The organism is Aeromonas sp. OTU364, from assembly GCF_038440395.1.
Classification (GTDB): Bacteria; Pseudomonadota; Gammaproteobacteria; order Enterobacterales; family Aeromonadaceae; genus Aeromonas.
In genome coordinates, this window is the sequence record NZ_JASATR010000001.1 from 263853 (window position 1) to 278341 (window position 14489).

General features: G+C 63.9%; 16 protein-coding genes. 5 read left to right on the forward strand and 11 right to left on the reverse strand.

From position 1 onward, the window contains the following. The first annotated feature begins 176 nt into the window (after positions 1-176). Positions 177-1838 carry a glutamine--tRNA ligase gene (gene glnS, locus AAHB08_RS01265; RefSeq protein ID WP_342057865.1) on the forward strand — a complete coding sequence of 554 codons (1662 nt, stop codon included), beginning with the start codon at positions 177-179 and terminating at the stop codon, positions 1836-1838. 117 nt (positions 1839-1955) lie between these two features. Here glnS and fur read toward each other — a convergent pair whose 3' ends face one another. Next, positions 1956-2384, reverse strand: coding sequence for a ferric iron uptake transcriptional regulator (fur, locus tag AAHB08_RS01270; protein WP_005325677.1), 429 nt, complete (start codon positions 2382-2384; stop codon positions 1956-1958). A 244-nt stretch (positions 2385-2628) separates the two neighbouring features. On the opposite strand from fur, the gene AAHB08_RS01275 reads away from it, so the two are divergent. Further along, the gene (locus AAHB08_RS01275) at positions 2629-3129 is read left to right on the forward strand and encodes a DUF4442 domain-containing protein (protein ID WP_247626857.1); all 501 of its coding nucleotides are present in this window, start codon (positions 2629-2631) and stop codon (positions 3127-3129) included. Positions 3130-3175: 46 nt separating this feature from the next. On the opposite strand, the gene fldA is transcribed toward AAHB08_RS01275, so the two are convergent. Genes fldA through AAHB08_RS01295 form a run of 4 tightly spaced genes read right to left on the reverse strand, consistent with a single transcriptional unit; the run spans position 3176 to position 5097 of the window. After that, positions 3176-3700, reverse strand: coding sequence for a flavodoxin FldA (gene fldA / locus AAHB08_RS01280; protein WP_005325673.1), 525 nt, complete (start codon positions 3698-3700; stop codon positions 3176-3178). Positions 3701-3738: 38 nt separating this feature from the next. Next, positions 3739-4035: a LexA regulated protein gene (ybfE, locus tag AAHB08_RS01285; protein WP_005325670.1), complete on the reverse strand. Its 297-nt coding sequence runs from the start codon at positions 4033-4035 to the stop codon at positions 3739-3741. 20 nt (positions 4036-4055) lie between these two features. Further along, a complete protein-coding gene (locus AAHB08_RS01290; RefSeq protein ID WP_106887376.1) occupies positions 4056-4277 on the reverse strand; it encodes a DUF2788 domain-containing protein in 222 nt (73 codons plus the stop codon). A 55-nt stretch (positions 4278-4332) separates the two neighbouring features. Beyond that, positions 4333-5097: an alpha/beta fold hydrolase gene (locus AAHB08_RS01295; protein WP_342058045.1), complete on the reverse strand. Its 765-nt coding sequence runs from the start codon at positions 5095-5097 to the stop codon at positions 4333-4335. Between the two features lie 288 nt (positions 5098-5385). Here AAHB08_RS01295 and seqA point away from each other — a divergent pair, with 288 nt between their 5' ends. Then, positions 5386-5892: a replication initiation negative regulator SeqA gene (gene seqA / locus AAHB08_RS01300; RefSeq protein WP_202046322.1), complete on the forward strand. Its 507-nt coding sequence runs from the start codon at positions 5386-5388 to the stop codon at positions 5890-5892. Between the two features lie 54 nt (positions 5893-5946). Next, positions 5947-7596: a phosphoglucomutase (alpha-D-glucose-1,6-bisphosphate-dependent) gene (pgm, locus tag AAHB08_RS01305; protein WP_342057866.1), complete on the forward strand. Its 1650-nt coding sequence runs from the start codon at positions 5947-5949 to the stop codon at positions 7594-7596. An 84-nt stretch (positions 7597-7680) separates the two neighbouring features. Here pgm and AAHB08_RS01310 read toward each other — a convergent pair whose 3' ends face one another. Beyond that, positions 7681-8562: a DMT family transporter gene (locus AAHB08_RS01310; protein ID WP_342057867.1), complete on the reverse strand. Its 882-nt coding sequence runs from the start codon at positions 8560-8562 to the stop codon at positions 7681-7683. Between the two features lie 94 nt (positions 8563-8656). Here AAHB08_RS01310 and AAHB08_RS01315 point away from each other — a divergent pair, with 94 nt between their 5' ends. After that, positions 8657-9139, forward strand: coding sequence for a MarR family winged helix-turn-helix transcriptional regulator (locus AAHB08_RS01315; protein WP_342057868.1), 483 nt, complete (start codon positions 8657-8659; stop codon positions 9137-9139). 43 nt (positions 9140-9182) lie between these two features. Here the strand turns inward: AAHB08_RS01315 and mltB are convergent, their stop codons facing one another. The 5 genes from mltB to AAHB08_RS01340 form a co-directional block, all read right to left on the reverse strand. Next, positions 9183-10268 carry a lytic murein transglycosylase B gene (gene mltB / locus AAHB08_RS01320; RefSeq protein WP_139436436.1) on the reverse strand — a complete coding sequence of 362 codons (1086 nt, stop codon included), beginning with the start codon at positions 10266-10268 and terminating at the stop codon, positions 9183-9185. 128 nt (positions 10269-10396) lie between these two features. Next, complete coding sequence (locus tag AAHB08_RS01325; protein ID WP_342057869.1) at positions 10397-10999, reverse strand: CDP-alcohol phosphatidyltransferase family protein; 603 nt, start codon at positions 10997-10999, stop codon at positions 10397-10399. Beyond that, positions 10992-11651 carry an ATP-binding cassette domain-containing protein gene (locus AAHB08_RS01330; protein WP_342057870.1) on the reverse strand — a complete coding sequence of 220 codons (660 nt, stop codon included), beginning with the start codon at positions 11649-11651 and terminating at the stop codon, positions 10992-10994. Before AAHB08_RS01330 ends, AAHB08_RS01325 begins: the two co-directional genes overlap by 8 nt. A 2-nt stretch (positions 11652-11653) precedes the next feature. Beyond that, a complete protein-coding gene (locus AAHB08_RS01335; RefSeq protein WP_342057871.1) occupies positions 11654-13309 on the reverse strand; it encodes an ABC transporter permease in 1656 nt (551 codons plus the stop codon). A gap of 3 nt (positions 13310-13312) precedes the next feature. Beyond that, positions 13313-14479, reverse strand: a complete 1167-nt coding sequence (locus tag AAHB08_RS01340; RefSeq protein WP_342057872.1) for an ABC transporter substrate-binding protein — start codon at positions 14477-14479, stop codon at positions 13313-13315. Positions 14480-14489: the final 10 nt, after the last annotated feature.

Below are 14489 nucleotides of genomic sequence, written 5' to 3' on the forward strand. Positions count from 1 at the left end.
AGGATGCCTGTGGCCGGGAAGCGACCCTGCCCGGAGGCAAATGGCGTCTGGCGTGACGCCAGCCAGGGCGCGGCGGCAAATTCCTGTTGAGCCTCATGGATGAATAGTGGATCATTGTCGGTTTCTAAGCGGGGGCGCGCGGTTGCCCCATGAGCTGAGACATTCGAGGTGAATTCATGAGCGAGGCGAGCAGCCCAACCAACTTTATCCGTCAGATCATCGATGAAGATCTGGCCAGCGGTAAGCACAAGAGCGTGCATACCCGTTTTCCGCCGGAGCCGAACGGTTATCTCCATATCGGCCACGCCAAGTCCATCTGCCTGAACTTCGGCATCGCCCGTGACTATCAGGGCCAGTGCAACCTGCGCTTCGATGACACCAACCCGGCGAAGGAAGACATCGAGTTCGTGGAGTCCATCAAGCAGGACGTACAGTGGCTCGGCTTCCAGTGGAGCGGCGAGATCTGCTACTCCTCCGACTATTTCGACAAGCTGCACGGCTATGCCATCGAGCTCATCGAGAAGGGTCTGGCCTATGTGGACGAGCTCTCCCCCGAGCAGATGCGCGAATACCGCGGCACCCTGACCGCCCCTGGCAAGAACAGCCCGTTCCGCGATCGCAGCGTGGAAGAGAACCTGGCGCTGTTTGCCAAGATGAAAAGCGGCGAGCTGGCCGAAGGCAGCGCCTGCCTGCGCGCCAAGATCGACATGGCATCCCCCTTCATGGTGATGCGCGATCCCGTCATCTATCGCATCAAGTTTGCCCACCACCACCAGACCGGTGACAAGTGGTGCATCTACCCCATGTACGACTTCACCCACTGCATCTCGGACGCCCTGGAGGGGATCACCCACTCCCTGTGCACCCTGGAGTTCCAGGACAACCGTCGCCTCTATGACTGGGTGCTGGACAACATCAGCATCGACTGCCATCCCCGTCAGTACGAGTTCTCCCGTCTGAACCTCGAATACACCGTCATGTCCAAGCGCAAGCTGAACCTGCTGGTGACCGAGGGGCACGTCAGCGGCTGGGACGATCCGCGCATGCTGACCGTCTCCGGGCTGCGTCGCCGTGGTTACACTCCGGCCTCCATCCGCGAGTTCTGCCAGCGCATCGGCGTGACCAAGCAGGACAACATCGTCGAGATGAGCATGCTGGAAGCCTGCATCCGCGACGATCTCAACGAGAATGCACCGCGCGCCATGGCCGTGCTGCATCCGGTGAAGGTAGTCATCGAGAACCTGGCCGCCGACGAGGTGCTGACCGCCCCGGCGCACCCGAACAATCCTGAGATGGGCAGCCGTGAGCTGACCTTCACCCGCGAGATCTTCATCGACGAGGCGGACTTCAAAGAAGAGGCGAACAAGCAGTTCAAGCGTCTGGTGCTGGGCAAGGAAGTGCGCCTGCGCAACGCCTACGTCATCAAGGCGGAGCGGGTCGAGAAGGATGCGGACGGCAAGGTTACCTGCATTTATTGCTACTACGATCCCGAGACCCTGGGCAAGGATCCGGCCGATGGCCGCAAGGTGAAGGGGGTGATCCACTGGGTCAGCGCCACTCACTCCCTGCCGGCCGAGATCCGTCTCTACGATCGTCTGTTCAAGATGCCGAACCCGGGTGCCGAGGACGACTTCGAGGCGGCGCTCAACCCGGACTCTCTGGTGATCATCCAGGGTGCCCGGGTCGAGGCCTCCCTCAAGGACGCCAAGCCGGAGTTTGCCTACCAGTTCGAACGCGAAGGCTACTTCTGCGCCGACAACAAGCTCTCCAGCGCCGAGCATCTGGTGTTCAACCGCACCGTGGCCCTGCGTGACGTCTGGGGCAAGGCCGAGGCCTGATCGCTGCCGTCTGACAGGCAGAGGGCAGGGGAGACCCTGCCACTCTGGTCCGAATTGCGGACACAAAAAAAGCCAGCGTGATGCTGGCTTTTTCATGGCTGCTCGCGGCCGACGGCGCTATTCGTCGTGCTTGCAGTCACCGTTCACGCAGTGACCATAGAGATAGAGGCTGTGGTTGGTCAGGCGGATGTTGTGGTGCTTGGCGATGTCGCGCTGACGCTGCTCGATCACCTCGTCGGAAAACTCGATCACCTTGCCACAATCGAGGCAGACCAGGTGGTCGTGATGTTCCTGGGTGGCCAGCTCGAACACCGACTTGCCCCCTTCGAAGTGATGGCGGGTAACGATACCGGCATCATCAAACTGGTTGAGAACGCGATAGACGGTAGCGAGACCAATCTCCTCACCCTGGTCGATCAGCCGTTTGTACAGATCTTCCGCACTGGTGTGCTGGCAGTCCGGCTGTTGCAGGATTTCCAGGATCTTGACGCGGGGCAAGGTGATCTTGAGCCCGGCCTTTTTTAACGCTTGGTTGTTGTCTGCCATATTCTATTTATTCGCATTCTCGAAGGTGTGGTTATTCTGATTGACTGCCGAAGGAATGGCAACCACGAACTCGTATGGCCTGACATTATAGGTCGTAGCCAAGTCAAAAATAAACCCAGTAATTCAAGGGGTTTAGCACATTTCCCCCCTGTGGAAGATTAATCTGGCCAGCTCGGACCGGGCTTGCTCCGCGAGGGAATGTTGATACTATGTCACTTCTCTATAGTCTGGTCGGATGAGATCCATGGATTGGCTTTTTGGCAACGCGGCCTGGGTGCGCCACGCCCTCAACGCCTGGCCCCCGTTCTGGGGGGCGGGCATCAAGATAGAAACATTGAGTCCCGATTTTCGCTTCTGTCGGGTCACCCTCAAGTCCCGCTGGTGGAACAAGAACGCCAACCGGACCCAGTTTGGCGGCAGCATGTTCGCCATGACGGATCCCATCTATCCGCTGATGCTGATGGGCCATTTCAAGAACCGTTATTACGTCTGGGACAAGGCGGGCAGCATCAATTTCATCAAGCCTGGCAAGGGGATGCTGGTGGCGGAGTTCAATCTGACCGACGCCAAGCTGGCATCCATAGTGGCGGCGACCGAGGGGGGCAACAAGCATTTCCCCGAGTTCGAGGTGCAGGTGCAGGACAAGCGGGGCGAGTTGGTGGCCCAGGTCAGGCGCACCCTGTATGTGAAACCCAAGCCGGAACACAGAACCCAGAGCCTGGCTGCGCCAGCCATGAAGGAGTAGAAACAACAAGGGCCCCGACGGGGCCCTTGTTGTCAGAGGAGGGAGATCACTCCAGCTCGCTCAGGCACATCTCTTCGTGCAACTGCTTGCACCAGCCCTTGACGCGCTCGGCGGTCAGCTCCGGCTGGCGATCCTCATCGATCCCCAGACCGACGAAGTGCTTGTCATCCACCAGTGCCTTGGAGGCCTCGAACTCGTAGCTCGCGGTTGGCCAGTGGCCGATGATGATGGCACCTTTGGCTTCGACGATGTCACGCAGGGTGCCCATGGCGTCGAGGAAATACTCGGAATAGTCTTCCTGATCGCCGCAGCCGAAGATGGCGACCAGCTTGTTGTTGAAGTCGATCTCTTCGAGCTCGGGGAAGAAGTCATCCCAATCGGCCTGGGCTTCGCCGTAGTACCAAGTCGGGATACCGAACATCAGCAGATCGAAGCTGTCGATGTCGGCCTTGCTGCTCTTGGCAATGTCACGGACTTCAATCAGTTGTTTGCCCAGTTCTTTCTGGATCATCTTGGCGACAGCTTCGGTATTACCGGTATCGCTGCCGAAAAACAGACCTACACTAGCCATAGTGTTTAGTTACCCGTATCTGGTTAATGCTTAACGGTTCAGATTGCGATGCCTGCTGCATGCGCAGACTCAATCTGTTGCTTCAGGATAGATTGGATCAGCTCGGCTCGGCTGACGTTCTGTTGTAGCGCAAGTTGGTTCAGGCGCTCCAGCAATTCGGCCTCCACCTTTAACTCGACCCGCTTCAGGCCGTTCTCCCGATCGCGCTTGAGCTGGTTGCGCTTGTTGATCTTGAGTTGGGTCTCACGGGGGAGTGGATTGGTCTTTGGCCTGCCGGGGCGCTTCTCAGTTGCGAACAGATCCAGTGTTGTTCGATCAGTTTGCTGTTTGGCCATACATCACAGATGAAAAGTAGTTAGCCGATCCCAGAGCCTTCCCAGCCCATTTCGATCAGCCCCTTGGCGACAAAACCCGCGCAACCCAGAAACAGAACCAGCCAGACGATAAAGCGGCCGAAACGGGGCACGTTGCCGCGTTTGAGCACGTCGTGAATGGCCAGACCAATCAGCAGGAAGATGGCCACGAAGAACAGCTTCAGGCCCAGACTCTCGATCAGATCGATATGTTCATACAGCATGGATTGCGCACACTCCTTATGACGGGCGCACTATATCACAAAGGATTTGAAACTGTTAACCGCCTGTCGACAGGAAATCCACAACCAGTTTATTGAACAAAACCGGCTTTTCGGCGTGCAGCCAGTGACCGGTTCCGGCGATGACACGGGCCTTGGCGGCCGGGAATTGTGCCATCACTGTCTCGGTATACTGAGGCTGCACATAGTCGGAATCCCCCCCCTTGATGAACAGGGTCGGCCCCTCGAAGCGGGTCTGGTCGTCGGGCCAGCCCATGATGTTGGCGTAGTTGCGCTCAAGGGCCGGCACATTGAAACGCCAGCCCCAGCCCGCCTCGGTTTTGGCGAAGGATTTGAGCAGGAACTGGCGCACGCCGGGGATCTCGATATGTTCGGCCAGGATGGCTTCCGCCTCGCTGCGGCTTTGGGGGGGGCGCGTGAGCGTGGCGTTGAGCCCGGCGAACACATTCTGGTGGCGGGCATGGGGATAGGCGACCGGGGCTATGTCGGCCACCACCAGCCTGTCGACCCGGGCAGGGGCCAGCTTGGCGACCTGCATGGCGACCTTGCCCCCCATGGAGTGACCGACCAGGGATACCTGCTCAAGCCCGAGCCGATCCAGCAGGGCGATCACATCCGCCCCCTGCTGCGGGTAGCTCATCTCATCGGAGTGAAAGGAGGCGCCGTGGTTGCGCAGATCGACGCTGATGACCCTGTATTGCTCGCTCAGGGGGCGGGCCAGCAGGCCGAGGTTGTCCAGGCTGCCGAACAGGCCATGGATCAGCACGACGACAGGGCCTTGTCCCTGATCCTTGAAATTCAATAATGAGTTTTGTTGCAAAATGACACCTTGTCGGTCGTGGGCTGTTTCGCCAGATTTTTAACACACTGAAAGAAAAGGATTTCATTCCTTGGGGGGCATTTTTTTGTGGTTTTTTTCCAAAAAAACGGCCCGGGATCGGTTATCAGTGCGGGGGATCACACACTTGGCTCGCCATTATGCCGTATTCTCACCGAGATTCATGCACATCTGCCAGCCCCTCCCTTGGGCTGCCGGGTCTGCCTATGTATAATCGCCGCATCCGAATTTCGACGAGTCCAGCGCATCCCTATGAAAACCATCGAGCTTGATGACGATCTCTACTTCTTTATCGCCAGCCAGACCCGGCACATCGGCGAGAGTGCTTCCGATATCCTGCGCCGTCTGCTGGAACAGCCCGTCAAGGCGGGGACGACAGTGCCAGCCGCGCCTGTGGTCCAGCCTCAGCCCCTGGCCGATGCCATGGGACTGGAAGCCCTGCTCGATTCCGGCGAGCTGCAAAAAGAAGAGAAGTCCATCAACCGCTTCATGCTGGTGCTCAGCACCCTGTATCGGGACAACCCGGAGAGCTTTACTCAGGCGACCGAGATCAAGGGGCGCAAGCGCGTCTATTTCTCCCGTGACCCGGAAGCGCTGCGTGCCAGTGGCAGCACCACCAAGCCCAAGCAGGTGCCGGATACCCCGTTCTGGGTCATCACCAACACCAACACCAGTCGCAAGCAGAACATGGTGGCCCAGCTGATGACCAGCATGGGTTATGACGAGGCTCTGACGGCTCGGGTGTGCGGCACCGTTTAACGCATCAACGACTCAAGGCCTTGCCGGGCAAGGCTTCTGCTCAAGGAAAACGCCATGGCACAGCATCCCCACGCCGGTCAGCCGGCCCGTTTAAGCGATCTGACCAACATTCCCCGTCTGGTCAGCGCCTACTACCTCAACAAGCCGGACATGAGCCGCCCCGAGCAGCGGGTAGCCTTTGGCACCTCCGGCCACCGCGGCAGCGCCCTGCACAACGCCTTCACCGAATCCCACATCCTGGCGGTGACTCAGGCGCTGGTGGAGTATCGCCAGCAGGCCGGCATCCAGGGCCCGCTGTTTGTGGGCATGGACACGCACGCCCTCTCTGAATCCGCCTTCTCCAGCGCGGTGGAAGTGCTGGCGGCCAATGGCGTCGAGACCCGCATCCAGGCTGGTCTGGGCTTCACGCCGACCCCGGTCATCTCCCACGCCATCCTGCGCCATAACGCGGGCAAGCCGGCGGCCCTGGCGGACGGCGTGGTGATCACCCCGTCCCACAACCCGCCGGAAGACGGTGGCTTCAAGTACAACCCCCCCCACGGCGGTCCTGCCGAAGGGGAGATCACCAAGTGGGTGGAAGACCGCGCCAACGCCATTCTGGAAGCCGGTCTGGCCGGCGTGAAGCGGATGCCGTTCGCCGAGGCCCTGGCCAGTGAGTTCGTGGTCGAGCACGACTATGTCACCCCCTATGTGGACGATCTCGAGAACGTGCTGGACCTGGCGGCCATCAAGCGCGCCGGCATCAAGATCGGTGTGGATCCGCTGGGCGGCTCAGGCGTCGCCTATTGGGACGTGATCGCCAAGCGCTACGATCTGGACATAGAGGTGGTGAACTACAAGGTCGACCCGACCTTCTCCTTCATGACCCTGGACAAGGACGGCAAGATCCGGATGGACTGCTCCAGCCCCTTCGCCATGGCGGGCCTGATTGCCCTGAAAGACAAGTTCGACATCGCCCTTGGCAACGACCCTGACTACGACCGTCACGGCATCGTCACCAAGGCGGGTCTGATGAACCCGAACCACTATCTGGCGGTGGCCATCCAGTATCTGTTCACCCACAGAACCGGCTGGCCCAAGACGGCGGCGGTCGGCAAGACGCTGGTCTCCTCGTCCATGATCGACCGGGTCGCCGGCGAGATCGGCCGCACCCTGAAAGAGGTGCCGGTCGGCTTCAAGTGGTTCGTGGATGGTCTTTTCAGCGGTGAGTTTGGCTTCGGCGGCGAGGAGAGCGCAGGCGCCTCCTTCCTGCGCAAGGACGGCACCGTCTGGACCACAGACAAGGATGGCTTCATCCTGGCCCTGCTGGCCGCCGAGATCCTGGCCGTCACCGGCAAGGATCCCCAGGCCCACTACGATGCCCTGGAAGCCAAGTTCGGTCGCTCCAGCTACCGCCGCATCGACGCCCCGGCCAACAGCGCCCAGAAGGCGGTGCTCTCCAAGCTGGATCCGGCGCTGGTGGAGGCCTCGACCCTGGCTGGCGAGCCCATCCTTGCCAAGCTGACCAAGGCCCCCGGCAACGATGCCGCCATCGGTGGCCTCAAGGTGGTGACCGAGAACGGCTGGTTCGCGGCGCGCCCCTCGGGCACCGAGTCCATCTACAAGATCTACATGGAGAGCTTCAAGGGCGAGGCGCACCTGGACCTGATTCAGCAGGAGGCCCAGCAGATCGTCTCCGCGGCCCTGGCCAAGGCCGGCGTCTGAGGCTGAAGCAAGTTTTTGAAGTGCATAAAAAGGAGCCTTATCGGCTCCTTTTTGCTGTGTGCCTGGCGGGGATCTGGTGCCCGATCAGCCATTTCCCGGCTGGTCTGGGCAAACCTTGGCAGCCTGCCCGCCCTTGAAGAGGGGCCGGGTCGGCAGCTTCATCAGGAACAGGGAGAGCAGGATCACCGCGATGCCGAGCCACTGGCGACCGTCCAGGGTCTCTCCCACCAGCAGCACGCCGAAGGAGACCGCCACCATGGGGTTGGTGAGGGCCAGCATGCCCATCACCTCCGGACCGTGGCGCTTGAGCCCCCACAGCCAGGCCCAGTAGGCCAGCGCCGTGTTGAGCAGGATCAGCCAGAGCAGGCCGGGAGCGCTTGCCGGCTGCGGCAGCGGCATGGGGCCCGCCAGCCACCAGGCGAGCGGGATCAGCATCAGGCCCCCGAGCAGCAGTTGCCAGGCGGTCAGCGCCAGCAGATCGCTCACCGGCCAGCGCTGCATCCAGCGGCTGGACTGGCCGATGAGCAGGGTGGCCAGCAGGGCGCACGCCACGCCGACGGGATCCAGGTTGGCGGAGGGATTGAGCAGCAGGAGCACACCCGCGAGCCCCATCAGGCCCAGCAGCAGCCACTTCAGGCTGGGCCGCTTGCCATCCTGCCACCAGGCCAGCCCCATCAGAATGAGGGGCAGGGTGGCACCCAGGGTGCCCGCCACCGCCCCCGGCAGGCGATAGGCCGCCACGAACAGCAGGGCGAAGAAGGCGGTGATGTTGCAAAACGCCAGCAGGAACTGCCGGTTCCAGGTGAGCGGTGGTCGGCGGGGATGGAGCAGCAACAGCAGTACGCCGGCCGGCAGCGCCCGCCACACGGCCACCCAGTAGGGGGAGTAGTCGGTCAGATAGAGGCTGACGACGGCATAGGTACTGCCCCAGAGCAGGGGGGCGAGCAGGGCAATCAGCAGTGGCATGGTTGTCTCGCAATAAAGTATCTTCAAGTAAAGATAAATTAGCCGCGAGTTAGTTTATTATCAAGTATCTTTTCGAAAAGATAATGGAGCCGGAATGGATAGTGATCATGTAGACCTGCTGCTGGCCCAGTGGGCGCGGCAGCGACCGGATCTCGACTGCACCCCCATGGGGGTGCTGGGGCGGGTGGCGCGGATGGCGGCCATCGCCGGGCGCGAGGTGAGTGAAGAGCTCAAGGGGTGCGGCCTGCTGGGCTCAGACTTCGACATCCTGGCGACCCTGCGCCGGGCCGGCGAGCCGCTGACCCCGACCGCCCTCTATCAGTCCGCCATGCTGAGTTCGGGGGCCATGACGGCCAGGCTCGACAAGCTGGAGCAGCGTGGCCTCATAAGACGTGAAGCCTCCCCCGATGACAGGCGAAGCCTCTTGGTCTGCCTGACGGAGCCGGGGCGGGAGCTGGTCGATCAAGCGGTGGAGCGGCACGTGGCGAACGAGCGGCGCCTGCTGGCCCCGCTGACGGACGAGGAGCAGGGGCAACTGGCCGCTCTGCTCAAGCGCTGGCTGCTGGAAAACGAATAGCAAAACGGGCCCGATGGGCCCGTTTTCGTTGGGTGGGGCTGGCTCAGTAGCCGCCTCTGGCATCCCTGACCGCCAGACCCAGCTGCCACACCGCCATGGCGTAGTGGGTGCTGTGGTTGTAGCGGGTGATGGCGTAGAAGTTCGGCAGGCCGTACCAGTACTGATAACCGGTGCCCACGTCTAGGCGCAGCAGGCTCGCCTCCTTGTGGTTGCCGAGCGACGCTGTGGGGGCCAGCCCAGCTCCGCGCAGGGTGGCGACCGGGTAGCGGGTCTGGAAGCCGTGCTCATAGCCGGGCAGCTGGCCCTGACCGCGCACCGCCACCGGTTGCCCCTTCTCCCAGCCATGGGCCTTGAAGTAGTTGGCCACGCTGCCGATGGCATCCACCGGATCCCACAGATTGGTGTGGCCATTGCCGTTGAAGTCCACCGCATAGCTGCGGAAGCTCGACGGCATGAACTGGCCATAGCCCATGGCGCCGGCGTAGGAACCCTTGGGTTCGGTGGGATCCATGCCCTCATCCCGGGTCATCACCAGGAAGGCCTCCAGCTCGCCGGTGAAGAAGGTCGCCCGGCGCGGATAGTCGAACGCCAGGGTCGCCAGGGCATCCAAGATGCGGGTCTTGCCCATCACCCGGCCCCAGCGGGTCTCCACCCCTATGATGCCGACGATGATCTCGGGAGGCACCCCGTAGATCTGCTGCGCCCTATTGAGCTCGCTCTCGTACTCACGCCAGAAGCTGACGCCGTTTTGCACATTGTCCGGGGTGATGAACTTGGCGCGGTAGCGATTCCAGGCGCCGGTCGGCCCTGTGGGGGGCGTGGTGGTGGGCGCCTGGGCGTCCATCAGCCGGATGATCCAGTCGTAGCGCTCGGCCTGGGCCAGCACCCGATGCAGCTCGGCGCCGTTGAAGCCGTGCTTGTCGACCATGCGCTGCACGAACTGATCCACGTTGCTGCGGTTGGCGAAGTCTCCCTTGCTGACCCCCTGTTGGTAGAAAGGTTTGCTCGGCGGCGTCTGATTGATGAAGGCGCTCTGGGGCTGCGGCTTGACCACGGGCTTGGGGGCCGGTGTGCTGCTGCAGCCATACAGCAGAGGGAACAGGGAGAGGGTGAGGAGAAGGCGACGCATATGGTTCTCGTGAGCCTGAAAAAGAGTGTCGTCATGGTAAAACATTGGCGTCCATGCGCAAGTGCTCAGTGCAGGGCCAGGGGCCCATATTCATCCGCCGCTGAATTCGCCGACAGGCCCCTCTCCTCTCAACGCAGGGTGTGGTAGCCGCTCCAGAGCCGGGTCAGGGTGGTGATGGCGCAGAGCAGGGCAAAGCCATAGGCGAGCGGAGCGAAGGCGGCGGGCCACAGGCACATCAGCACGAACAGGGCTATGGTCTCGCTCCCTTCGGTGAGGCCGCCCAGGTAGTAGAGGGACTTGTGGTGGTAGACCGGATTCTCGATGCCGCGCTTGCCCGCCATGATGGCAAAGGCGAGGAAGCTCGAGCCGGTGCCCATGAAGGCGAACAGCAGGGTGGCGGCGGGCAGGGCGTTGGCGGGGGCGCCGAGGGCAAAGCCCAGCACCACGGCGGCATAGAAGATGAAGTCGAGGCTGATGTCGAGGAAGCCGCCGCAGTCGGTGATCCCGGTCTGGCGTGCCACGGCCCCATCCAGGCCGTCCAGCAGCCGGTTGAACAGGATGGCGGCGAGGGCCCAACCGTGCCAGCCCAGCGCCAGCAGCGGCAAGGCCAGCATGCCGCCGGCAAAGCCGGTGAGGCTTATCTGGTTGGCGTTGATCCCGGCCCGGCACAGGGGGGCGGCCAGCAGTTGGAGGGGGCGGCGAATGAGGGGGATCAGGTGGCGATCAAACAAGGTCGGTCTCCTCTTTGGTCAAGCAGGGAGTGGTGAGTGTCAGGATAGCCCCCGGGGCATCCTCCTCGTCGTGGGTGACCAGCAGGGCGGGCATGCCGAGCGCCTTGAGCCGCTCGAACACCAGGGTTCTGAAGGCCGCGCGCAGCGGCTTGTCCAGCCGGGAGAAGGGCTCGTCCAGCAGCAGGGCCTCTGGCTCTGCCAGCAGGGCCCGCAGCAGGCCGACGCGCGCCTTCTGACCGCCGGAGAGCTGGCCCGGCAGCTTGTCCGCCTGCCCCTCCAGCCCCACCTCTGCCAGCGCCTCGAGGGCGCGGGCCCGTCTCGCCGCCATCCCCCCGAGATGAGCCGGCATGCCGAACATCAGGTTCTCTGCCACCGTCAGATGGGCAAACAGCAGATCGTCCTGAAACAGCATGCCGATGCGCCGCGCCTGGGGCGCCAGGGGGGTGAGCAGCCGCTCGCCGAGCCCTATCTCCCCCGCCAGCCGGATGGGCCCGGGGGGCAGCACCCCAGCCAGAGCCGCCAGCAGGGAGCTCTTGCCGCAGCCACTCGGACCCATCAGGGTCAGCACCTCGCCGGGGGCCACCGTCAGGGGGGGCAGCGTCAGCAGGGGCTGGTCATCCAGGTAGAGGGTGAGCGCGGTGGTATGCAGCATGATCAATGCCTCAGTGCGGGGTTGATACGGCGGGGCAGCCAGAGCACCAGGCCGTAGATGAAGAGTGGCAACAGCAGTTGCAGCAGGCCATAGAGGCCAGCCAGTCTCCGGTTGAGGCCGCTGCCTATGGCCACCGCCTCGGTGGTGATGGTGACCACGCGGCCCGCGCCAAACAGCAGGGTGGGCAGGTATTGGGCCAGGCTCACCGCCGCACCGACCCCGAAGGCGATCAGCAGCGGCCGCGCCAGCAGCGGCCCCTTCACCTGCCACCAGGCGCGCCAGGGGCTGGCCCCGAGGGAGAGTGCCGCCCGGGTGAGGCGATCGTCGAACTGGCGATAGGGGCCGTGCAGGCAGAGATAGACGTAAGGGAAGACGAACAGCAGCTGGCTCCACAGCACCCAGCCCGGTCCTATGCCGTCGACGCCGCCGAGCCAGTCGATCTGCAGGCGCAGTCCGAACAGCAGGCTGGCCTGGGGCAGCAGCAGCGGCAGGCAGATGAGCCAGAGCGGCCACTGGCTGTGGTGGGGACGTCGGCCCTGCTGGGCCTCCAGGGCGAGCACCGCCAGCAGCAGCGAGAGGCCGGCGCAGAGCAGGACCAGCCACAGGCTCTGCCACAGCAGGGGCCCCAGGGTGGGCAGCAGCTCCAGCCAGTGGCGGCCGCTCCATTCGCTGGGCCAGAGCGCGGGGAAGGACCAGCGCCGGGCCAGGGACCAGAGCAGCAGGGAGGCCAGCACCAGCAGGTTGATGGCGAGCAGGACCCAGACCCCGGCCCGGGTGAGGCGCTCTGGCCAGGGCGAGGGGAGGCTGCGCCTGCCGTCCAGCCAGCGGGCCTTGCCAAGCGCCCCGTGGCTCCACTCCAGCAGCCGCAGGGCGGCGAGCAGCAAGAGGTTGAGCACCAGTAGCAGCAGGGCGCCGCTGGCGCTGGCCCCGCGCCACTGGAGGTCCGGGTCCTGATACCAGAGCCAGAGCCGCACCGCCAGGGGGGCAGGGGCATCTGGCCCCAGCAGCAGGGCGAGATCCACCACCCCCAGGCCATAGGCCGCCACCGCATAGAGGGGCAGGCGCAGGGAGGGCCAGAGCGCGGGCAGCAGCAGGCGCCACCAGATCTGCGGCCCGCTGAAGCCCATGGTTTGCCCCAGCCACTGCTGGCGGCTGACTCGGGCGGGGTCGAGGGCCGAGAGCGCCATCAGCAACAGAAAGGGGGTCTCTTTCAGGATGAGCGCCAGAATGAGGCCGAGCCCCCAGGGATCTCTCAGGGTCTGCCAGTCGGGCGGCAAGTCAAAGCCGGTGAGGGCGGGGGAGATCAGGCGCAGCAACCAGCCGGAAGGGGCGAGCAGGAAGGCCACGCCGATGGCGAAGGCGACGTGGGGCAGGGCCAGCAGGGGGGAGAGCAGGCGGCGCAGCCTGCGCATCCAGGGTCGCCCCTCCCCCCGGGCGAGCAGCAGGGCGGTGAAGAGCAGGGCCCCCAGGGTGGAGGCCCCCGCCACCCAGAGGCTCAGGCCCAGCGAGTGCCAGAGCCCGGGCTGGGCGAGCAGCAGGCTGATATGGCCTTTGGCCAGGCCTTCAAGCAGCAGGAGCAGCAGACCGCCGGCGACAGGCGCGGCCAGCGACAGGGCGCACAGCAGGAGAAAGAGGAGGCGCCAGGGCCGGATGCTCATGGTCTAGTGGCCGTAGCGTTCGGCCCAGGCCGCTTCCAGCCGAGTCTGCCAGCTGGGATGGGGTTCGGCCACCGCCTTGAAGCGCAGGGCCGGCTGACGGTTCCCCGGCAGGGCATCCTGGCGCAGCACGCTGGGGTCCCCCCAGAAGGCGGGATCCGCCTTGCGGGCCTGGGCGGTGGGGCTCAGCAGGAAGTTGGCCACCACCTTGGCACCGGCCCGGGCGCTGGCGTTGAAGGGGATGGCGAGGAAGTGGCTGTTGGTCAGGGCCCCCTTGGCCATGGCAACGGCCTTCACCGCAGGGGGCAGGGTGCCGTTTTGCACCGAACTCTGGGCCTCGCCCGGGTTGAAGCTGATGGCCATGGCCAGCTCGCCGTCATCGAGCAACTGTTTGGTCTCGGCGGCGCTGGTGGGGAACAGCTTGCCCTTGCGCCAGAGCACGGGGTGCAGCTGATCGAGCCAGCCCCAGAGCGGGGCCGTGAGGCGGGCAAAGTCGGCGTCGCTCGCCTCCCGATAGAGGGGCGCAGGATCGGCGGTCAGCTCAAGCAAGATCTGCTTGAGGAAGCTCGAGCCATGAAACTGGGGCGGCTTGGGGTAGGTGAAGCGGCCAGGATTGGCCTTGGCCCAGGCGAGCAGCTCGGCCGCCGAGGTGGGCGCTGTGGTGACTTCCTCCGTGTCGACCATCAGATTGAGCTGGCCTATGCCCCAGGGGGCCTCGAGCCCGGCGACCGGCAGGGTGAAGTCTTCGTGCACCGGCAGCTTGGTGTCCACCAGTGCCAGGTTCGGCAGATCCTGGGTGAAGGGGGCCCCCAGCAGCCCCTGCTCCTTGAGCGCCTTGAAGTTCTCCCCGTTGACCCAGAGCAGGTCGATGGGGCCGCCCGACGTCTTGCCCGCCTGCTTGCTGGCCAGCAGCTGGCTGACGCTCTGGGCTATGTCATCCACCTTCACCTGCACCAGGGTGACCCCGTACTGGCGCTCAATCTCCTGCCCCGCCCACCCCAGGTAGGCGTTGATCTCCGGGCTGCCGCCCCAGGCATTGAAATAGACGCGCTGGCCCTTCGCCTCTGCGAGGGTCTGTTGCCAGGTGGTCTCGGCGGCGTGGAGCTGGGTCGCCAGCAGCAGGGGGGCGGCGAGCAGGGGACGGAGCAGGGCGCGAACTCGGGTCTTGAACATGGTGAGGGTC